Below are 20,422 nucleotides of genomic sequence, written 5' to 3'. Positions count from 1 at the left end.
CCATGGATGAAAAACTAAGAACATACGAACGATTAATCAAGCAATCTTATCACAAGATAGAGGCTCTGGAAGCTGAAGTTAACAGGTTGAAGCAAACCCAACGTGAACCTATCGCCATCATCGGCATGGGCTGTCGTCTTCCTGGTGCGAATAGTCCAGAAGCGTTTTGGCAGTTGTTGTGTGATGGGGTTGATGCTATTCGTGAGGTACCAAAAAATCGATGGGTTGTTGATGCCTACATAGATGAAAATTTGGACAGCGCAGACAAGATATCAATGCGATTTGGCGGGTTTATCGAGCAACTTGAGAAGTTTGATGCCCAATTCTTTGGCATATCACCGCGAGAAGCGGTTTCTCTTGACCCTCAGCAACGTTTGTTATTAGAAGTAAGTTGGGAAGCACTGGAAAATGCAGCGGTGATACCACCTTCGGCAACGGGCGTATTCGTCGGTATTAGTAACCTTGATTATCGTGAAACGCTCTTGAAGCAAGGAGCAATTGGTACTTATTTTGCTTCGGGTAATGCCCATAGCACAGCCAGTGGTCGCTTGTCTTACTTTCTCGGTCTGACAGGCCCCTGTCTCTCGATAGATACAGCTTGTTCTTCGTCGTTGGTCGCTGTACATCAGTCACTGATAAGTCTGCGCCAGCGAGAATGTGACTTAGCGTTGGTTGGGGGAGTCCATCGGCTGATAGCCCCAGAGGAAAGTGTCTCGTTAGCAAAAGCCCATATGTTATCTCCCGATGGTCGTTGCAAAGTCTTTGATGCGTCGGCAAACGGGTATGTCCGAGCCGAAGGATGTGGCATGATAGTCCTCAAACGATTATCGGACGCGCAAGCTGATGGGGATAAAATCTTGGCGTTGATTCGCGGGTCAGCCATAAATCAAGACGGTCGCACGAGTGGCTTGACCGTTCCAAATGGTCCCCAACAAGCCGACGTGATTCGCCAAGCCCTCGCCAATAGCGGCATAAGACCAGAACAAGTTAACTATGTAGAAGCTCATGGCACAGGGACTTCCCTAGGAGACCCGATTGAGGTCGGCGCGTTGGGAACGATCTTTAATCAACGCTCCCAACCTTTAATTATTGGTTCAGTTAAAACAAATATTGGGCATCTAGAAGCAGCAGCAGGGATTGCTGGACTGATTAAAGTCGTCCTTGCCATGCAGCATGGAGAAATTCCACCTAATTTACACTTTCACCAGCCCAGTCCTCGCATTAACTGGGATAAATTGCCAATCAGCATCCCCACAGAACGAACAGCTTGGCCTACTGGCGATCGCATCGCAGGGATAAGTTCTTTCGGCTTTAGTGGTACTAATTCTCATGTCGTGTTAGAGGAAGCCCCAAAAATAGAGCCGTCTACTTTAGAAATTCATTCAAAGCAGTATGTTTTTACCTTATCAGCAGCGACACCTCAAGCACTACAAGAACTTAGTCAGCGTTATGTAACTTATCTCACTGAACACTTACAAGAGAGTCTGGCGGATATTTGCTTTACAGCCAATACAGGGCGCAAACACTTTAGACATCGCTTTGCAGCAGTAGCAGAGTCTAAAACCCAGTTGCGCCAGCAATTGGAAATGTTTGCCCAATCAGGAGAGGGGCAGGGTAAGACGACCTCTCTTTCAAAAATAGCTTTTCTCTTTACAGGTCAAGGCTCACAGTATGTGGGGATGGGGCAAGAACTTTATCAGATCCAACCCAGCTTCCGGCAAACCATTAACCGATGTGATGAGATTCTTCGTTCACTCTTGGGCAAATCCATCCTTTCCATACTCTATCCTAGCCAAGAAGTGGACGCACCATCCCAAATTGATAAAACCGCTTATACTCAACCCGCTCTTTTTGCTCTGGAATATGCACTGGTGCAGTTGTGGCGCTCGTGGGGCGTTGAGCCTGATGTGGTGATGGGGCATAGTGTGGGAGAATATGTGGCCGCTTGTGTGGCGGGTGTCTTTTCTTTAGAAGATGGTCTCAAACTGATTGCTGAAAGAGGCCGTCTGATGCAAGAATTGCCTGGCAATGGGGCGATGGTGTCAGTCATGACCAGTAAATCCCGCATAGAGCAAGCGATCGCACCTTTCAGCCGCGAGGTTTCTATTGCGTCCGTCAATGGACCAGAGAGTGTAGTTATCTCTGGTAACAGGGAGATATTACAACAGATTACCCAACAGTTGGTTGCTGAAGGCATCAAGACACGCCAACTGAAGGTTTCTCACGCCTTTCACTCGCCATTGATGAAACCAATGTTAGGTCAATTCCGCCGAGTTGCCAACACCATCACCTATCGGCCACCGCAGATTAACCTGATCTCGAATGTCACAGGCCGACGGGTTTATGAAGAAATCGCCACTCCCGATTATTGGGTGAGACATCTGCAAGAGACTGTCCGTTTTGCCGATGGGGTTAACGTGTTACACGCAGCGAATGTCAATTTCATGATCGAAATTGGTCCCAAACCCACACTGCTTGGCATGGTTGAGTTACAAAGTTCTGAGAATTCATCCTCTGCACCCATGATGATGCCCAGTTTGCGTGAGAATCGCAGCGACTGGCAGCAGATGTTGGAGAGCTTGAGTCAACTCTATGTTCATGGCGTTGAGATTGACTGGATCGGTTTTGATAAAGACTATGTGCGAAATAAAGTTGTCCTGCCAACATACCCATGGCAGCGGCAGCGTTATTGGGTAGAATCAGACCAACAGAAGCACGGTATTAAAAATCTGCATCCTCTACTCGATAGGTGCATGAAACTACCGCGTCATCACGAAACAATCTTTGAGAAAGAATTTAGTCTAGAGACATTGCCCTTTCTTGATGACTACCGCATTTATGGTTCAATTGTGTCGCCAAGTGCAAGCTATCTATCAATGATACTTAGTATTGCTGAGTCAGATGCAAATGGTTATTTAAATGGAGGGAATAGTACAAAGCAAACCACTTATTTGCTAAAAGATGTGACCTTCCCAGTCCCCCTTATGATCCCTGATCAAGCGATTCGTACGGTGCAAGTCGCTTGTTCTGTCTATTCTGCTGCGTCATTTAAGCGTGGCGACAAGACGCAGTTTGAATTGTTCAGTTTTGCTGAGAATTTACCTGAAAGTAGCAGTACAAATGCTGATTTTCAGACACCCATTATTCATGCCAAAGGGCAATTTAAGCTTGAAAATACAGCACCTCCTAGAGTGGAGCTAGAGGAACTACAAGCACGTTGTCCGCGAGAAATTGAGCGCGATCCATTCTATCAAACATTCACAGACAAAGGTTTTGTTTTTGGATCTCGTTTTCGCTGGTTAGAACAAGTCTGGGTGGGCGATGGAGAAGCATTGGCGCGTCTGCAAAAACCGGAAAGCATTGAATCGTTCAACGGATATGTGATTCATCCCAGTTTGTTGGATGCGTGTACACAAGTCCCATTTGCAATTTCGTCTAGTGATGAAAATGGGAAATCAGAAACAACAATGCCCTTTGCGCTGAATGAGCTACGTTGTTATCAGCCTGCAAGCGGACAAACTTGGTGGGTTCATGCAATAGAAAAAGATAGATATACATGGGATGTTTCTCTGTTTGATGAGAGCGGGCAAGTCATTGCGGAATTCATAGGATTAGAAGTTCGTGTTGCTATGCCCGAAGCCATACTAGGGGTAGACTTTTGGCATAACTGGCTCTATAGAGTTGATTGGCGATCGCAACCTCTACGAATCCCGGAGGTGCTGGATATTAATATTAATAAGACAGGTGCAGAAACATGGCTTCTTTTTGCACAACCAGAAGGAATAGGGGCGGACTTAGCAGCACATTTGCAGAGCCAAGGAAAGCACTGTGTTTTTGTAGTGCCTGGGAGCGAGTATACAGTGACTGAAAAACACATTGCAGGCACTGGACATCTTGATGATGCTGCCCTCGATGGTGTGACGACACTGACAAAAGTTGTCACGCTCAATCCTGCTTCTCTTCATGACTATAAATATTTTCTGGAAACTCTAACGGAGAGTGGATTGCCTTGTCAACATATACTCTATCTGTGGAATCGTCATGATTTAACAAATGCTTCTAATCATCGGACAGAATTAAGTGTGCCAGATATCGTCCTAAACTTATGTGCTGGTCTTATTCATTTGGTACAAGCCCTCAGCGATATAGGGTGGGAACCCAAACTATGGCTAATTACACAAAATAGTCAAGCAGTTGGTGGTGACTTAGGGAATTTACAGATCGAACAAGCCCCCTTATGGGCATTGGGTCGAAGCATCCGCGCCGAACACCCTGAATTTGATTGCCGTTGTTTGGATTTTGATACGCTCTTAAATGTCGCACCACTCTTATTGAATGAGATGCAAGCCACAGAGCATGAATCTCAAATTGCTTACCGAAATAAAATGCGCTATGTTGCACGGCTAATTCGTGATCAATCAGAACCTCATGCGCTAATTCAAACCGAAATCCGTCCCGATAGTGGCTATTTGATCACAGGTGGATTAGGCGGTTTAGGATTGCAGGTGGCACTCGCGCTTGCGGATGCTGGGGCAAGGCACTTGATTCTCAACAGTCGTCGTGGCACGGTCTCAAAAGCAGCCCAGTTGATTATCGACCGACTACGCCAAAAGGATGTTAGGGTTGATTTGATTGCGGCAGATGTCTCTGATGCAGCAGATAGTGAACGACTCTTAGTAGAAAGTCGGCGCAAGACCTCTCTTCGAGGGATTGTCCATGCGGCGGGCGTTTTGGATGATGGCATCCTGCTCCAACAAAATCGAGAGCGTTTTGAAAAAGTGATGGCGGCCAAGGTGCGCGGAGCTTGGCATCTAGACCAACAGAGCCAAACCCTTGACTTAGATTTCTTTGTCGCGTTCTCATCTGTTGCGTCGCTCATAGAAGAACCAGGACAAGCCAATTACGCCGCAGCGAATGCGTTTTTGGATTCATTAATGTATTATCGTCACATAAAGGGATCTAATAGCTTGAGTATCAACTGGGGGGCTTGGGCAGAAGTGGGCATGGCAGCCAATTTATCATGGGAACAACGGGGAATCGCGGCAATTTCTCCAAAGCAAGGGAGGCATATTCTCGTCCAACTTATTCAAAAACTTAATCAGCATACAATCCCCCAAGTTGCTGTACAACCGACTAATTGGGCTGAATATCTATCCCATGATGGCGTGAATATGCCATTCTATGAATATTTTACACACCACTTGCGTAACGAAAAAGAAGCCAAATTGCGGCAAACAGCAGGCAGCACCTCAGAGGAAGTCAGTCTGCGGCAACAGCTTCAAACACTCTCAGAGACAGACCGGGATGCCCTTTTGATGGAACATCTTCAAAAAACTGCGATCAGAGTTCTCGGTTTGGCATCTAATCAAAAAATTGATCCCTATCAGGGATTGATGAATATGGGACTAGACTCTTTGATGGCGGTTGAATTTCGGAATCACTTGACACGTAGTTTAGAACGCCCTCTGCCAGCCACTCTGCTCTTTAATTGCCCAACACTTGATTCATTGCATGATTACCTAGTCGCAAAAATGTTTGATGATGCCCCTCAGAAGGCAGAGCAAATGGCACAACCAACAACACAGACAGCACACAGCATATCAATAGAATCCAAAATAGATGATAACGAAAGCGTGGATGACATTGCACAAATGCTGGCACAAGCACTCAATATCGCCTTTGAGTAGCAATGGGCAGCCCTTAACCTTTCAAGGTGACTAATCAATAGACCTCTTGCACAATTGTTTCTGTGGTACAATAAATAGTTTTAGGTTTTATGTATATTTGGGTGTTGTTGCGATAGCTACGCTCGCCGAAGGCATCACAAATTCAAAGATAGGCGTGTGATTCTAACTTTTAGCTAAAATTAAGCCAACCCTTATTTATAACATAAAATGAATTCTACAAGAGGTCTAATTTACTGAACAATCTTCATTGTTTACAATGTCGTGCTGTTCTCGGGGATAAATGAGCAATCGTACAGAAAGTTACGCTAAGGCTGCAACCGTTGCTGAATAAGCATTCTGTTAATTTGATTGTCAACAGATATACTCATTCTCAACGGACGGTTTTTTTGTAATATGGAAGCTGGTAATTCTTTTTGCTCCACTTGAAATTGACTAACAAGTTCAGCGATACCTACGGAGCGCATCGCTATCGCTCGTCTTTTCTATGGTTTTAGTTTTCCCACTAGAATTAATGAGAAAGCGATAGCGATGCTCACCGCAGGTATCGCAGGTATCGCAAAAAAGATATTTATGGAATTATCTCAATCATTTGATTTCAACTTACTCGCTAATTTTTTATCTAATGTTACTAACTCAATTTGATGATACTTAGCTGTAGCCGCAATAATAGAATCTGGTAATTTTGTTTTATGGGTATATCTAAAATTAATAGTTTCGTCCTCAATTTCTGATGTAATTGCTAAATAAGTCATCTGATTTAATAAAGATTTAATCGCTTCTTTTTCTGTAGAACTTATAGAAGGAAAGCTCAGTAACTCCATCCGAGTTATAGCACTATAAGCACATTCATTAACTTTAATCAGCTTATCTTTTAGCAGATTTAAAATTATTAAATCACGTTGAAATAGCCCAATTAAAATATTTGTATCTAACAGATACTTAAGTCCATTCATCGCGTAATACTCTTTGTAACTCTAAGGGGTCTTGATTTTGAAATACAGGAAACTCAGGTAAATCATTAACTATATTTACCAATAATTGAGATGATTGTTTTTGTCGTTCTACTAATAACATTTTTTTGATAGTTTCTTGGACAACCATTTCCATATTGGGCAACTCTAAAAGTTGTTTTCCTAACTCATCAGGTAACTCGATCACAACTTGCATAAATTTTATTCTCCTAACATGGTGGCTCAATTGCCAATTCATCACAGAATAAACTGATTTTAACATCAGTTACTTTACTTTGCTTCAAATAACCCCGACTTCTTTGACCACTGATGTCCCCAACTACAACTAACGACACATTGAGCAATTATTCGCCTTAACAATCTTTCCATGTAATATACCGTCAATTCAACATTTTTACCGCGTATTACATGGAGAAAATTAGTTTTCTACTTTGGTTGCATTTTGAAGCATAAAATTAACCCCTACGTTGCGAAGCATATCTTGACCAAAAAGCTCATTTTATGATTCAAGTCATAATGATGCAGCCCAATCCCTAGATAAATATTGTCAATACTCACGACATCAAAATATCAATATATCGCAAAGAAGACATTGCTAAAATTTGGAAATATCAAACAAGCTCAACTGCCCCACCGATATATTACCCTTGCTGCCCCGATGGTAATTAAGATGACAACGAGGACATAAAGCAACTAAATTTTCAGGTCTGTTGTCGGAGGGGTCCCTGTTCCAATGATGTACTTGTAAATAAGTACGGCGTTGGGGTTTTTCATCGGGACGTAAAACCTGACCACATTTTTGACAGCACCAATCAGATTTTTCCTTGATGGTTTTGGCTAGTTCTTTCCAATGCTTAGGGTAGTCCATAATAACTATAAAAAACTGGACAACAATATTATACCTGATTCAGCTTTTTTGGGGCATGATAGTTCAATAATTAATAATGGATAATTGACAATGACCTCTCCCTGAAGAAAAGAGGATTGAAGCCAACGAAAATTTTTGGATTTTTTCTTCTTAAAAGTTGAAAGGAGAGGTCTTAAACCGAATTGATTAATTTTCAGTTATCCATTGATAACGATATTTTCAGGAAATAATACCATTTTTATATAAAGTTGCACAGAATGATTCTTGAATTAACAATGTTTTCTGCCCCCTAATTATATGCAACTTCACATTAGATTGGTATATGGATGCCTAAGCCAGGTATAAACCTTATTTATTTCTTTAGCCGACCAGTATTCAATCCCATCACTGAATAATTATTTACCACTCCTGCTAGATTTTGAAACTAGAAGGAGTGTGGTTTTGTGGTGAACCAAAACCAACAGCTACCGCTGCATTGAATGGATCAATTAATGGAATTAAGGCAGCGATTATGCTCCAAACTCTTCCTACTTTCCTGACCACCAATTCTTTTCCCTTCCAATTTACTCAACAGCAGCAAAAAGCCTTAGATAAAATGTGGACTTTTGTGCAACCAACTATCACGGCTGCTTTATTTCTATTAGTAGGATATGCCGGCACAGGTAAATCAACAATTGTTTTCCAACTCGTTAAAGTTCTTGTGGCTACAGGTAAACGAGTTGTCTTGACTGCACCCACGAATAAAGCTGTAGGTGTACTGCGACGCATGGCGGCTGAAAATGGGGTAACTGGTGTGGAATTCTTTACTATTCACCAATTACTAGGACTAGGAATGGTGACTAGAGGTAAAGAAAAAATACTTGACCAAATAGGACCATGTTACATCAACTTATTTGATGTTGTCTTTATTGATGAATGTTCCATGATTGGTAAACAACTGTGGCACTGGATTGAAAATGTGGCTAATCAATCGTCTACCTGGACAAAAATCAAAATTATTCTCATGGGCGACCCGGCACAATTAAATCCAGTTAATGAAGGAAAATCTCTCAGCTTTCAAGTAGCAAATAAAGCCGTATTAACTCAAGTTGTCCGTCAAGGAATTGATAGCCCTTTACTAGAGTTTGTAACGGCTTCTCGCTATGCAGTAACTAAAAGTAAATTGCCATTTGCCCCATTTTCCAAATATCTACCTGATAAAAGTAACGGGGCGCTCATGGTTAAATCTCAAACTTTACTGCGCTATGCCTGCAAAAAGATGTCTAAGGAGTTTGTTAATAATCCAGATTGTTTTCGCATTTTATCTTGGACAAATGCTCAAGTAGACTTTTATAATCAACAGATTCGGACATATTTATATGGTAAGAATACCAACCGATTTATCTCTGGAGAAAGATTAATTACTAGAGATCCGGTGATATCTCCTGATGGTAAAACTGCTATTCTTTCCACATCTACAGAATTTAATGTTTTAGATGTGTTTGAAGACCGTTACAATAATTATGGTAGTTGGAGATTGAAGGTAGAAACAGATGAAGGAATCGTGCGTCAAATCTACGTTTTACATGAAGATGAAGAGAAACGATTTCACCAAGAAACCAAACGCTTGCTCAAAAGTGCCAAGCGCAATCCCTTTCTTTGGAAACAATACTATAAACATTTAGAGCAGTTTGCTAATATCAGAAATTGCTTTGCCTTAACTGTTCACAATAGTCAAGGTAGCACTTTCTTGGAAGCGGGTATTGATGGTCAAGATTTAAGTAAGCGATTGAATCCAGAACGAGGAGATGACGGTAAATCAATTCTAGCTAAAATTAAGGAGTTTAATCGGTTGTATTATGTGGCTAGTTCACGGGCTAGACAAAGAATTTTGGTAATTCGGTGATGACCATAATTTGGGGAATTTGAGAGAATTAATTTTCTGTTTATTCGGGTTATTGCTCTAAATATTGATTGGACATTTTCATCCATTCTTCGGGAGAAATTGCTTCAATCTCTTGCTTACGTTGCTGGACTTCGCAATTATCATTGTCATTGCGTTCACCGCTTCCAGGCATTTTCAGTTTTTTAGCAAGTTGACGAATATTAATTTGTTGCTTGACAGTATTCCGCCAGTTGTCCCGATTGATGAAATCCAGCTTTTTACAAATATTGGGAATAAAGCGCGTATCAAAATTTTGAATTGGTACGTCCTTCCATCGTTGAGTTGCGTCACAACTGGCTTCTTGGCAAAGTACCCATTTATCCCGGTTTGGGTTGTACTTTGGCATAATTAATTGAACTAAATGCTGCGAGACTAAACCAGAATCTTGGCAACAGAAACATCGCCACCGAGGATAGAAAATTTCTTCCTCTTGCTGTTCCTCTTCAGGACGCAAAGGAATGGGTTCAAATTGCGGTAAGTCATCAATCATAAAAATATAGGGTATGCGTGAAATGAACGTGTCTGTTGACTCTAAGACTGTCAAGTTTGACCCCATATCAAGTTATTAGCATTCGCCCAGTTAAAAAATTCTCGTCGTTCTTTTTCTTCTTGATTGTTCTCAGCGTAAAAACCAAATTGTCCAAGAGAGCGAATTTTGGAGATCCATTCATCTCGACGGGGATGGTTCTCCCATTTTTGCTGCTGAACTTGAGGAATTTTCCCCTGTACTTTCATCCACTCGGCTAATATCTCTTGCCAATGTGTCTCTATCCACTTATGGGGAAGTTCTGGAGGTTTAGGGAGTTTTTTTCGCTTTTTCTAACCCAAACTTCAAAAAACTCTCTCTCTCGCTGTCTGAGAGAGAGTTTGTATAGTCTGAATAAGTCTGTTTAGTCTGAGGAGAATGGGAATCCTTGCTAGGAGAGGGTTTTGGCGGTTGATTTTCGCATTTTTGAGAATCTTGTCTCATTTCTGAAACTGGAGTCTCATTTTTGAAACTACTTTCGCATTTTTGAGAATTCTGTCTCATTTCTGAAACTGGAGTCTCATTTTTGAGACTGGATACACCTTTGAGATTGCGAATACTGATACCTTTATCTTGAAAGTCAAATAATTCCAGCTCTTGGAATTTGGCAATCGCTCTGTAGTATGTAGCTTTGCTCACTTGGCACTCTGTCATAACTACTAAGGTGTCAATATCCTGATAGACATCTCCCCAAGGTTCAATTTCAATCAGGTAGCTCCAGATCCTCCATTCAGCAGCAGTCAGTTTTGCTTGACGGAGGACTTTGGCGATTTCAGGAGTAACAGGATAAAATCTGCCTTTAATATTCATCCTGCACCTCCTTAAATACGACCAAAATAGACGATTTTAAGCAATTAGCTAGAATTAGCACCGTTTTTTCCAGACTGCACACTCTAAATAAACAAAGCATCTTTTGAGGCTCTGGATGGTAGAGAAAAGACGGCTTTGGTAGTGCGAGTTCACAATAAGCTCTCCAGCATTCTTGATACTGGGGAGGATAGAACCCACCCTGTAATTTTGAGATTCCCTGTGTCATAATCTGTTGGATAAATTTCTCTGCCCTGCCCCTGTTCACCTAAACTGGGTTGATTTTTTAGATAAATTCAACAAGAATGCTCCTGCTACACCGCTGGCGATTAGCTGTGGAAGAGTGTCAATTAGTCATTGCTAAAGCACAAAAAATGCCTTATTGTAACTGATGCTTATTTGTTGATGTTGATCTAACATTGAATTGGAGGTTTCTAATCTTTTAATTAGCCTATCGCTGTATAAAGTAACCGTCAATTAGCCAATCAGCTAATTTTAGTAATGAAAGTTAATAATTCTGCCTCGGCTATTTCTTGCTCTGTGCCCGTTAATCATTCGGCTTCAGCTAGTTCTTACTCAGTGTCCCCCCTGTCCCAGTCCTTTGATGCGACAATAAAACGGTATAGGATTAGTGCCAAACAGTTGTCTGGCGAAACCAAGGTTTCAGAAAATCACATTTCCGAGTTTCGGCGGGGAAAATGCGACGTTAGCACTACCACCCTGTCAAAGTTGTTGGATGGTATGGAAGTTTTAGCTCCTGGTTCTAAACAATTCTTTTATCAACTGGTGTTAGGTAAAGAAAATCAGTCACCCAAATCCGTCAAGCGCTCTCTGGTTGAAGTGATTCAAACTGCGGATGAGGAGGAACTATTAGATGCGATGGCTGAAATTACCAGTCGTTTTCGTTCTCTCCGTGCCTTTGCAGATGTTTCTTCTGCCCAATCTTTGATAAATGTAAATAATTGCGCTTGATATCTTGATGCAGAGATTTACACAGAGAATATTAGTCTGATCCTTTAGGCATAACAATTCAAATCAAGCTTAAATTTATTTAAAATCTTAATTGTGTAGGCAGACTGAACAGAGAGAGAAAAATAAAGAAAGCTTTGCCAAAACGAATTGTGTTGAATTTGGCTGCTTTAAAACTTAAACAGTAAAACTAAATAGCCAATATTCCTCTTTCCTTTGTATTCGCTCAATCAATGGGGCGGACTACCTATTCGGGAAGGATTTTAAAGGATTTTATGCCATTTGAGGCTTATCATTAAAGGATTTACCCCGGATTATTGAGCGGTTACATTTCTTTTATGTCACTCTCCGAAAATAAACATAAAAGGCAACTTTTAAACCTTTTACTGAGGCGGTTGGTGGCTTTATTTTCTAATATGATAAATGTCATCATTGTATCACTTCTTTAAACTAAAACTCTCCTATCAATACCTTCACCAAAACCCTATTGATATCGTAACGATTTTATTGAGTATCGTTACATATTTTGCTTATTTCACGTCTACCTACTTATTTTCGTACTTTTAATTAGTGCTGAATAATTTTATTTCTGCTACCGCAGTCACCTTTCTAGTAATGACGCACACAGAGATAAATGATTATGACTCAAACAGCATCAAGACAAAAGATAAAGACTGTAAAGCAGACAAAACAAACAAGTGTTGCTAATCCTGAAATAGATAATGAAGTATCAACAGATATCACAAAAATACCTGAAGTTAAAAAGAAGAAATCTACATCTGCAAACTCTGATACTCCAACTGAACCCATCGAAAAGAAGCGGAATAAGCAAAAAAAATCTAAATCAAAGTTAAACCCTCCAATACCCAGAGAATTAGGCATGGAGGTAATATGTGAACAAGCTAAATTTTACGATGCTCTCTTTTTAGTGAATTGTGCTACTCCAGCTAAACCTAGTCATCCTATTCTTGCCAATGTCCTCATAATTGCAGATGTGGAAACACAACAGATACATCTAACTGTCACAGATATAGCATTAACAATTCAGGCGAGTTTTGCTGCCCAAGTGTTATTAAAGGGTGAAATTACTGTACCAGTGCAAATTTTATTGGAGATAGTCAAGCATTGCCCTAATGGTACTATTTCTCTGAATAGTCAAACTCAAATTACTCAAATTACTGATGATGATAAGCAACAAACAAAAAATCCTCAATCTACTGATGATGATAAGCCACAAACAAAAATCTGCTGTTTGTGCTTATCTGATGCTGATGGTAAGTATGAAATTAGAGGCATTAGTGCTGAAGAATTCCCACCTACTAACATAATTGATGCTACTCCTGTGTCTTTAGCAACAACAATTTTCAAAGATGGTTTGAAAGGTGTACTTTATGCAGTCAGCACTGATGAAAATAAATATATCTTGACTGGAGTTCATCTCCAACTGGCACAGGAGAAGTTAAAGTTTATTGGTACTGATGGTCATCGGGTTGCTATTACTGAACTTTACACTCACCGAATTGGCAGAAAACCTCGTCAACAAGTTTCATCTCAAGAAATTCAATCTCAAGAAGTTCAATCTCAACAAGTGCCATCTGAGGAAATTATGCAATTTACTCTTCCTGGTCGTGTAGTTAGAGAAATAGCGCGTAACTTAAATGATGATGTGAAATCTATTAATCTACTGTATGATGCCCAAAGTAATCGCTTGGGTTTTGCTTGGGAAGATGTCGTTCTTAGCTGTCAAGTTGTGGAAGGAATTTATCCTGATTGTGAGCAGTTATTAACTAAATTCAGCTTTGAGAAAGAAGTAATTTTAGAAAAAGCACCGTTAGTTAAAGCACTGGAACGGTTATCTGTGTTAACAGATAAGAAAGAGAAAGGAATTTATTTGCAGTTTGATGGCAATTTACAACAGTTACGGTTATCTATTGAACGAGAATTTGGCAAAGGTGATCAGGTGATTGTTGCTAATTTACCAACAGAAATGATGTTGAATATCCAGTTTAATCTCAAGTATTTAATCGAAGCTGCTAAAGCAATTCCTAGTTCAAGTGTCAAAATGCACTTACAGCAGTCAGATCATCCCGCTATGTTAGTTCCTGATGGAGATAGAGCAAATCCAGAAGTGGAAATGTCCATGCGTCATGTCTTGCTGCCATTGTATATTCCAAAAACATCATAATTGTGAATTTGTGGCTGTAAATCCGGCAAATTAGCTGAGGTTTAGAGGTAAAAATAATGATAGCGGTTGCCATGATTTCGCCGCCCAAACTATCAATAGTGGTGTTGGTGTAGGCAATCGCCCCAAATGCCCATTGATGACCAAATTTGATTGGATATGATGTTAGGGTAGACTTCGTTTGTGTAGTCACGTATTGGTGAACTAACCTATTGATGTTGAGTATCTAGGGAACGGTAACTTTCTTGATGTTGAAGAGCGCTAGAAGTTATTCTTCCCGAAGCATCAAATGCAATTTTCGTTTGTGTCATATCACCTAATTCACCAATATCTAAATGAATCTTCTTTTGTCCATTATTTGCCACTTGCAGATTTAACTATTCTTGACGTTGATAAGGATATTTATACTCATAATTCTATATCACCACAAATCAAAGAATTAATTAGATCACCAGTAATAGGTATATCACTAAGCAATCTAATTAAAGTTGGTTCTAACTGACTTTTTTTATCTAGGATAAAGGTGTTTTCATTGGAGAATTTTCTAATTACTTCAGGATTATGAGAAGTTACTAAAATTTGGCCACTATCCTTAAATGAACGTCTCAGAGATGTGATAAAATGACCTACTTCTGAGATAGAGAGATAATTATCAGGTTCATCCCAAAAGCAAAAAACTGACTCATAAAATTTATTAGCTGCTAATACTACAGCACAAAGAAAAAAGCATTTTTCACCATCAGATAAATCTTGAAAATTAACATTCAAGGTTGCATTATTTTCGGCAAATCTCACAATTAAACTTTTGAAGTCTTTACCAATAAGTTCATTCAGAAAATCTTGAAAATCGGGCATGACTTCCCGTAAATATTTATCAACGTCTCTATAGACCGCAGGATATCTACCAAGTAAACCAGAGAACCATTCTCCAATATTTGCACCATCTCTGTTTGGTTGTAAAGTTTCTCCGTGGGAATCTCCAGTCATTAAACTAGGAATTGGTGCTAGAATAATTATATGAGCCAGCCAATTTTTGAAAGTATGAAGTGGATCTGTTTCTGATTGCTCTTGAATGACTGGAAGAGCTACTAAATGCCAATCTACTAAAAACTGAGATTCACGATTTTGTGAACTACTACAAAGAGTAACTTGTGCTTCTTTACGAGAGTAAATTCGATTTCCTGCAACTAAAAGTTGTTCTTCAAAAACTCGCAGTTCTTTACATTTTTCTGGCAACTCCAAGACCAGGATATATTTATATAATTTCTCCTCAAGTAATACTTCTATTTCCAAGCGAATGGGAACATCATACCTGCCACGAGTAAAATCTTTAGACTTTACAAGTTGACCAACTCTATTTATACCTCTACCAATAGATTGAAATACCTCTAATGCAGTTGCAATAGTTGATTTACCTGTACCATTTTTTCCAATCAAGAGAGCAGATGACATCTCCTTCATGGTCAGTTCAAAATTTTCTAAACATCTGAAGTTGTGTACATATAGTCTTTGGAGCATAATCAAATAATTTTACGGAATGGCAAGTGAAAAACTTTTTGAAGGGATATACCAATTATAGGTTCATTCTTGCAAAACTTGATGCAGCACTTCACCGTTTTTAATTTGTAGCTTGATAGTTGTAAAATGAGACATAAAAAATTAACTCCTACAACCATCAAATAACAATCCTGTAAATCCTATAATCCTGGTGATCGTGATTCTGACAATTTAGGTTTATAATTGATATAGAGTGAAATATTAACTACAACCTAGTAAACAACATAGATAATTATGAATGTACAACTTGTTGACTCCCTTGTAGAAATTGTTTCTAAATTAACTCCCGAAGATCAGAAACTTTTTCTGTCTAAACTTTCTCATAGAAACATTATTCCAGCAGCAGAACAACAAAATTTAACCTCAACAGAAAAAGCCACAAAGTTTCAAGAATGGTTATCTCAGTTTCCTCAAAGTAGTATTACCCTATCGGATGAAGCACTGCGTCGAGAAAATATTTATGATGATAGAGGCATATGAAAAGCTATTTACTTGATACCAATATTATTCTTAGATTTACAAATTCCCAATCTCTGGAATATAACCTGATAAGCAATGCTATTTCTCAAATTTTATTACAAGGTAGTCAATGTTTTATTACCTCTCAAGTAATCATTGAATTTTGGGTTGTTGCTACTCGTCCTGTTAATGTCAATGGATTAGGATGGACTGTAGACCAAACAACTCAAGCAGTACAGATGTTAATAAATCAATTTGATTTTCTAGAAGAAACACCAGATGTATTTTCTATTTGGTTGAACTTAGTAACAACATATAATATTTCTGGTAAACGCACTCACGATATACACATATTAGCCGTGATGCTTGCTCATAATATCAGTCATATTTTAACTTTAAACCCCAAAGATTTTATAGCTGTTCCCGAAATTACGATTATTCATCCTCAAAATATTAATGGCTAAGAATATTGTGAATGCAATTATCCTGTAAATCCTTTAATCTTGCAAATCGTGATTCGGGCTACAATTCTACACCCAAGACTTGCAAAATGTCTTTAACGGGTGCTTTTTCTTGCTCTAACTGTTCAACTCGATGTATTAACCGCTTAGGAATGTACTTAGAAGATTTTACTAAGCGATCGCCTTGAGTCCAAAACTCAAAATGATAATAAGCCTGTGGATAATCCTTGCCTTTTTTGGTAATGTGCGCCAGTGAATGTTACCGCTCCCCTCTCCTTTATGCCGCCGCATTTTACTAGGGCTGTCATTACTAGGGGCGATATCAGAATTACTAGGGCTTAACTGGATATCCCCTAGTAAATTACTAGGGCTGTTATTACTAGGGAAGATATCGGAATTACTAGGGCTTAACTGGATATCCCCTAGTAAATTACTAGGGCTGTTATTACTAGGGGAGATATCGGAATTACTAGGGCTTAATGGGATATCCCCTAGTAAATTACTAGGGCTGTTGTTACTAGGGGTTACAGAAATGCCTAAAAGAAGCAGAATTTCTGGAACTGGACGTTTAGCAGCCTCAGCTTCTTGAATATCCCCCAGTAATTTGTTAGGTATGTATCTAGTCTTTTTCTGACCGTGTTCTTTCCAGTGATAATAAGCCTGTTGGTAATCTTTACCATTCTTGGTGACGGTGCGCCAATAAATAAACCCGTTACCATCGCCCTTTCGTCGGCGATTTTTACTAGGGGATATCTCTAACTGTTCCCTATTTTTACTAGGGGTATTGTCCATATGCTCTAGTAAAATGCCATAACCCGCGCATCTTTAGGGATTTAGCGATGGCGCTTAGACTCGGAGTGGATTCTGAAAGTACCAAAGAGCCAAAAGCAATCACATTTGTTGGCAAAGATCGCCTCCAGAACTGTAGGAAGCGCAATCGCTCTAATTGATGACCGGCAATACAGGTAATAAAATTAACAGGTAAAAAGTTAATCATCCTCCTTGACCCTTTGCGCTTCAAACAAATCTTCAATAGTGCAATCCAGTGTTTTACAAAGTTTGGCTAGTTTCACGAAGGTTTCGATCCCTCCTCGATCTCGCTCCCAGTTACGAACAGTTGAGGGGTCAACACCAACTAAATCAGCTAGTTGGCGCTGAGTCAGATTTTTTTGTTTTCGCAGTTGGGCGACTTTGGAGACGTAAATTTTTTTCATAAGACCTCGCGGTAAGCGGGAAACTCAGTCATTTTAGTGCTGAGAGGGAAGCGACACGGGCGGTTTTAACCGCCGTAATAATTAGACTTGTTGATCGTCGAATCAACTTAACTTTTTTAACAGTGCATTGTCCTAATCTTTTCCAATTAGCGTCACTAACAGAGACTGCTTTTTCAGTATCTCCGCTAACCCAACCAAAGAAAGTTTTACTTCCTTGAGTGGCTTCCACAAAGTCACCTTTTCTAAAGCCATGACGAGTTGTAGTGCCTCCATATTTCCGACGATTACCACCTTTACTAAAAGTCATCAAATGTAATTGTCTACGACTAATTGGAGGACGACGCACAATAGTGAATTGAGACTCTGTGGTATCAACCTCTCCTGTCCAGGACGCACCATGATTTTTAGATCCTTCCCACGACTGGTATTTAACAAATTCAGAACAGGCTAACGTTACTGCATCAACAGCGTGTGTTTCTGGTATTTGTAAAGATTTATCGGATTTTTCTTTATGCAATCCCAGATGCTTACGAAGGTTTGAGGTTTCCCATCCCTTCTTTAAAACGACATTTGTAAGTTTTGATAGTCGGACAATTTGGTATCTCTGTCCAACCATGACGGGGCTAAAGCCTTTATTACCTGGTGCTTCAACCTCTTCAATAACAATTGTTTTTATTGGGTAAAGTTGGAGGAGTAAACTAATTACTCGATATTCCAAGTCTTTGTTTGCTCTAATACTTGGAGGCAACTTTGAGCCACGACGATTATCAAATCTTGCTTGACGATGATTGCGTTTGTTGAATGATAGCTTTCTATTAATTCGCCTTCCTCGCCTATTACGCCGCATCATTGATCGTTGATCCATTCGGTCTTTGACCGTTTTGAAAGGCAAAACTAAATGCAACATTTGCAAGGTGAACTTTTTGGACTGAACCGCTATACCTGAAAAGAGTTTACCAGGGTCTAAACCAAGAACTATTTCTTGCGTTTCAGTATTACTTGATTCGGCTAATAACTGGACATAGAAAATGCCAAGTTTATCGAATTTGCCGATTGCTTTACCGCATTTGATCCATCGTCTTGCTCGACTAGGTTTAGTTGGCATTAATGGCGTATTGTCTACTGAAATTACGGGTACTCGCATAAAGAGAGGTAGAGTCGAGGGCGGGTATTATCCCGCGCCCCTCTCTGTTAAATCTGGGCGTGCAGCTTTCACTGCACCCAGCTTCCGATGTTCTTAGCTTTCGTTTTTGCTCATGTGAATATAATCGTGGCAGCTTTCATGAATTGCTAGAAGGTTGTTTGGTTTCCAATTGTTATGATTGGCATCAACATGATGTAAGTGTACCTTCTCATCATTGAGCATTTTAAGACCACAATGACCACATTTATGGCTTTGCCGTTTGAGGGCTTTAGAGGTATTGTTGTTATAGAGCTTGCTGTTACGTTCGCTCCAATAACTTAAATCTCCGTCATAAGGTGATTTCTCACCTTTGACATTGATGTGTTTGTTTTCGGAGTAAGGGACTGCTGGAAACGCCTTATCTAGTAATTGCTTACTGGTATAGCGATTCTGTTTAGTTTCCTTGTTGAATACCCTAAATGCTCTGTTTTGGATGTGAAATAACGAGTTTCTTGACCCGTCCATCTTGCAGAAGCGGTGGTAATTCCTCCAGCCTCTAACTACAGGGGCTAATTTCTCAGCCTTTGTGGTAGCACCATAATTCGAGTTGTTGACGATGTATTTTACTTTCTTGCGAAAAGATTTAAAATTGTCCACTGATGGAGCGCATCTAAACTTCCCGTTTTTCTGGACTAAAAAGTTCCAGCCGAGGAAATCAAACCCATCTGTCGCGGCGGTTAGCTTTGTCTTTTTCTCGCTGACTTTCATTCCCCGCTCTGCTAAAAACTGACTGATTTTGTCAAGTATTTCTGTGGCATCGTCTTGAGGTCTGAGTATTATCACCATGTCATCCGCGTATCGGATTGTTGGTTCTATTACTTTACTTCCGGCATCTTTATATCTGTGGATGCTTTCAATGCCGTTTAAAGCGATGTTAGCTAGTAGTGGACTTACCACTCCGCCTTGAGGCGTTCCCTGTTCAGGAAATTCTGGGTTGACTCCGGCTTTGAGACATCGGAAAATACCTTGTCTTATGCTCTTGGGAGCTATGAGTCTATCCATGATGGCGGTGTGGTTTATCCTATCAAAGCATTTTTCGATATCGAGTTCTATAACCCTTTTATCTATTCCATTTCGCGCAGAGCATAGGTTTATGAACAGGATTTTCTGTGCGTCATGCGCTGAACGTCCCGTCCTAAACCCGTAGCTCCTAGCATGGAAGGTTGCCTCGTGCGCTGGTTCTAATGCGTATTTGACAAGGCATTGGTAAGCTCTGTCTGCAATAGTAGGGATTTTCAGCATCCTCATCGTACCGTCCTTTTTGGGGATGGGTATTTCTCTTAGTTCCTGGTGTTTCCAGTTGCTAACGGATGCTTTTAGCAGTTCATTAAGCTCAAAGCGTTCCTTAAAGGTAAGGGACTTTTTGCCATCAATTCCTGCGGTCTTTTTACCAGCGTTTAGCTGTGTTACTTGACGGATAGCCATTAATCTCGCTGCGGTTGATTTCAGAATCAGCTTTTGTAGGGACTTAGCTTTGCGCTTGTCTCCAACTTGAACCGCTTTGTACACTCGTTTTTGTAGGCGGAATAAGTTACGGCGGAATTTCTTCCAGGGTAAGGTCTTCCAAGATTCACTAGAGTTGTCTCTGTGTCCAATCATGCTCTGCTCCAGTTT

Annotated in this window: 19 protein-coding genes; 6 read left to right on the top strand and 13 right to left on the bottom strand. The window is 40.1% G+C overall.

Annotated elements, in window-relative coordinates; translation table 11 throughout:
• Positions 1 to 2 precede the first annotated feature (2 nt).
• Positions 3 to 5,687, top strand: a complete 5,685-nt coding sequence (locus EZY12_27110) for an SDR family NAD(P)-dependent oxidoreductase (GenBank protein ID QSX71014.1) — start codon at positions 3 to 5, stop codon at positions 5,685 to 5,687.
• 305 nt (positions 5,688 to 5,992) lie between these two features.
• Here the strand turns inward: EZY12_27110 and EZY12_27105 are convergent, their stop codons facing one another.
• From EZY12_27105 to EZY12_27090, 4 genes are all read right to left on the bottom strand, one after another.
• Positions 5,993 to 6,151, bottom strand: coding sequence for a hypothetical protein (locus EZY12_27105; protein QSX71013.1), 159 nt, complete (start codon positions 6,149 to 6,151; stop codon positions 5,993 to 5,995).
• Positions 6,152 to 6,268: 117 nt separating this feature from the next.
• Positions 6,269 to 6,640 (bottom strand): type II toxin-antitoxin system VapC family toxin, encoded by a 372-nt coding sequence (locus EZY12_27100; GenBank protein QSX71012.1) that lies wholly within the window; start codon positions 6,638 to 6,640, stop codon positions 6,269 to 6,271.
• On the bottom strand, positions 6,627 to 6,854 hold the full coding sequence (locus tag EZY12_27095; protein QSX71011.1) for a hypothetical protein: 228 nt from the start codon (positions 6,852 to 6,854) through the stop codon (positions 6,627 to 6,629). The genes EZY12_27100 and EZY12_27095 overlap by 14 nt, the downstream gene beginning before the upstream one ends.
• 399 nt (positions 6,855 to 7,253) lie before the next feature.
• Positions 7,254 to 7,526 (bottom strand): HNH endonuclease, encoded by a 273-nt coding sequence (locus EZY12_27090; GenBank protein ID QSX71010.1) that lies wholly within the window; start codon positions 7,524 to 7,526, stop codon positions 7,254 to 7,256.
• A gap of 511 nt (positions 7,527 to 8,037) precedes the next feature.
• On the opposite strand from EZY12_27090, the gene EZY12_27085 reads away from it, so the two are divergent.
• Positions 8,038 to 9,411, top strand: coding sequence for an AAA family ATPase (locus EZY12_27085; protein QSX71021.1), 1,374 nt, complete (start codon positions 8,038 to 8,040; stop codon positions 9,409 to 9,411).
• A gap of 49 nt (positions 9,412 to 9,460) precedes the next feature.
• On the opposite strand, the gene EZY12_27080 is transcribed toward EZY12_27085, so the two are convergent.
• From EZY12_27080 to EZY12_27070, 3 genes are all read right to left on the bottom strand, one after another.
• Entirely contained in the window at positions 9,461 to 9,940 is a 480-nt protein-coding gene (locus EZY12_27080) for a hypothetical protein (protein QSX71009.1), read from the bottom strand.
• 50 nt (positions 9,941 to 9,990) lie between these two features.
• Positions 9,991 to 10,185 carry a hypothetical protein gene (locus tag EZY12_27075; GenBank protein ID QSX71008.1) on the bottom strand — a complete coding sequence of 65 codons (195 nt, stop codon included), beginning with the start codon at positions 10,183 to 10,185 and terminating at the stop codon, positions 9,991 to 9,993.
• A gap of 61 nt (positions 10,186 to 10,246) precedes the next feature.
• A complete protein-coding gene (locus EZY12_27070) occupies positions 10,247 to 10,786 on the bottom strand; it encodes a hypothetical protein (GenBank protein ID QSX71007.1) in 540 nt (179 codons plus the stop codon).
• A 537-nt stretch (positions 10,787 to 11,323) separates the two neighbouring features.
• On the opposite strand from EZY12_27070, the gene EZY12_27065 reads away from it, so the two are divergent.
• Both EZY12_27065 and dnaN read left to right on the top strand, forming a co-directional pair.
• Positions 11,324 to 11,755, top strand: coding sequence for a helix-turn-helix transcriptional regulator (locus EZY12_27065; GenBank protein QSX71020.1), 432 nt, complete (start codon positions 11,324 to 11,326; stop codon positions 11,753 to 11,755).
• 631 nt (positions 11,756 to 12,386) lie between these two features.
• Positions 12,387 to 13,937 carry a DNA polymerase III subunit beta gene (gene dnaN / locus EZY12_27060; protein ID QSX71006.1) on the top strand — a complete coding sequence of 517 codons (1,551 nt, stop codon included), beginning with the start codon at positions 12,387 to 12,389 and terminating at the stop codon, positions 13,935 to 13,937.
• A 206-nt stretch (positions 13,938 to 14,143) separates the two neighbouring features.
• On the opposite strand, the gene EZY12_27055 is transcribed toward dnaN, so the two are convergent.
• Together EZY12_27055 and EZY12_27050 are read right to left on the bottom strand one after the other, a co-directional pair.
• The gene (locus EZY12_27055) at positions 14,144 to 14,299 is read right to left on the bottom strand and encodes a hypothetical protein (GenBank protein QSX71005.1); all 156 of its coding nucleotides are present in this window, start codon (positions 14,297 to 14,299) and stop codon (positions 14,144 to 14,146) included.
• Positions 14,300 to 14,342: 43 nt separating this feature from the next.
• Entirely contained in the window at positions 14,343 to 15,452 is a 1,110-nt protein-coding gene (locus EZY12_27050) for an AAA family ATPase (protein QSX71004.1), read from the bottom strand.
• Positions 15,453 to 15,725: 273 nt separating this feature from the next.
• Between EZY12_27050 and EZY12_27045 the strand changes: the two genes are divergently transcribed.
• Together EZY12_27045 and EZY12_27040 are read left to right on the top strand one after the other, a co-directional pair.
• The gene (locus EZY12_27045) at positions 15,726 to 15,971 is read left to right on the top strand and encodes a hypothetical protein (protein QSX71003.1); all 246 of its coding nucleotides are present in this window, start codon (positions 15,726 to 15,728) and stop codon (positions 15,969 to 15,971) included.
• Positions 15,968 to 16,414, top strand: coding sequence for a type II toxin-antitoxin system VapC family toxin (locus EZY12_27040; protein QSX71002.1), 447 nt, complete (start codon positions 15,968 to 15,970; stop codon positions 16,412 to 16,414). The genes EZY12_27045 and EZY12_27040 overlap by 4 nt, the downstream gene beginning before the upstream one ends.
• 168 nt (positions 16,415 to 16,582) lie before the next feature.
• Here EZY12_27040 and EZY12_27035 read toward each other — a convergent pair whose 3' ends face one another.
• The 4 genes from EZY12_27035 to EZY12_27020 form a co-directional block, all read right to left on the bottom strand.
• Positions 16,583 to 17,203 (bottom strand): hypothetical protein, encoded by a 621-nt coding sequence (locus EZY12_27035; protein ID QSX71001.1) that lies wholly within the window; start codon positions 17,201 to 17,203, stop codon positions 16,583 to 16,585.
• A 197-nt stretch (positions 17,204 to 17,400) separates the two neighbouring features.
• Positions 17,401 to 17,625, bottom strand: coding sequence for a helix-turn-helix transcriptional regulator (locus tag EZY12_27030; protein ID QSX71000.1), 225 nt, complete (start codon positions 17,623 to 17,625; stop codon positions 17,401 to 17,403).
• 28 nt (positions 17,626 to 17,653) lie between these two features.
• Positions 17,654 to 18,769 carry an RRXRR domain-containing protein gene (locus EZY12_27025; protein QSX70999.1) on the bottom strand — a complete coding sequence of 372 codons (1,116 nt, stop codon included), beginning with the start codon at positions 18,767 to 18,769 and terminating at the stop codon, positions 17,654 to 17,656.
• A 93-nt stretch (positions 18,770 to 18,862) separates the two neighbouring features.
• Positions 18,863 to 20,407: a reverse transcriptase N-terminal domain-containing protein gene (locus tag EZY12_27020; protein QSX70998.1), complete on the bottom strand. Its 1,545-nt coding sequence runs from the start codon at positions 20,405 to 20,407 to the stop codon at positions 18,863 to 18,865.
• Positions 20,408 to 20,422: the final 15 nt, after the last annotated feature.

Source organism: Dolichospermum sp. DET69 (assembly GCA_017355425.1).
GTDB lineage: Bacteria > Cyanobacteriota > Cyanobacteriia > Cyanobacteriales > Nostocaceae > Dolichospermum.
The sequence above is the reverse complement of the archived record's forward strand: the minus strand, read 5'-3'. Positions and strand labels throughout refer to the sequence as shown.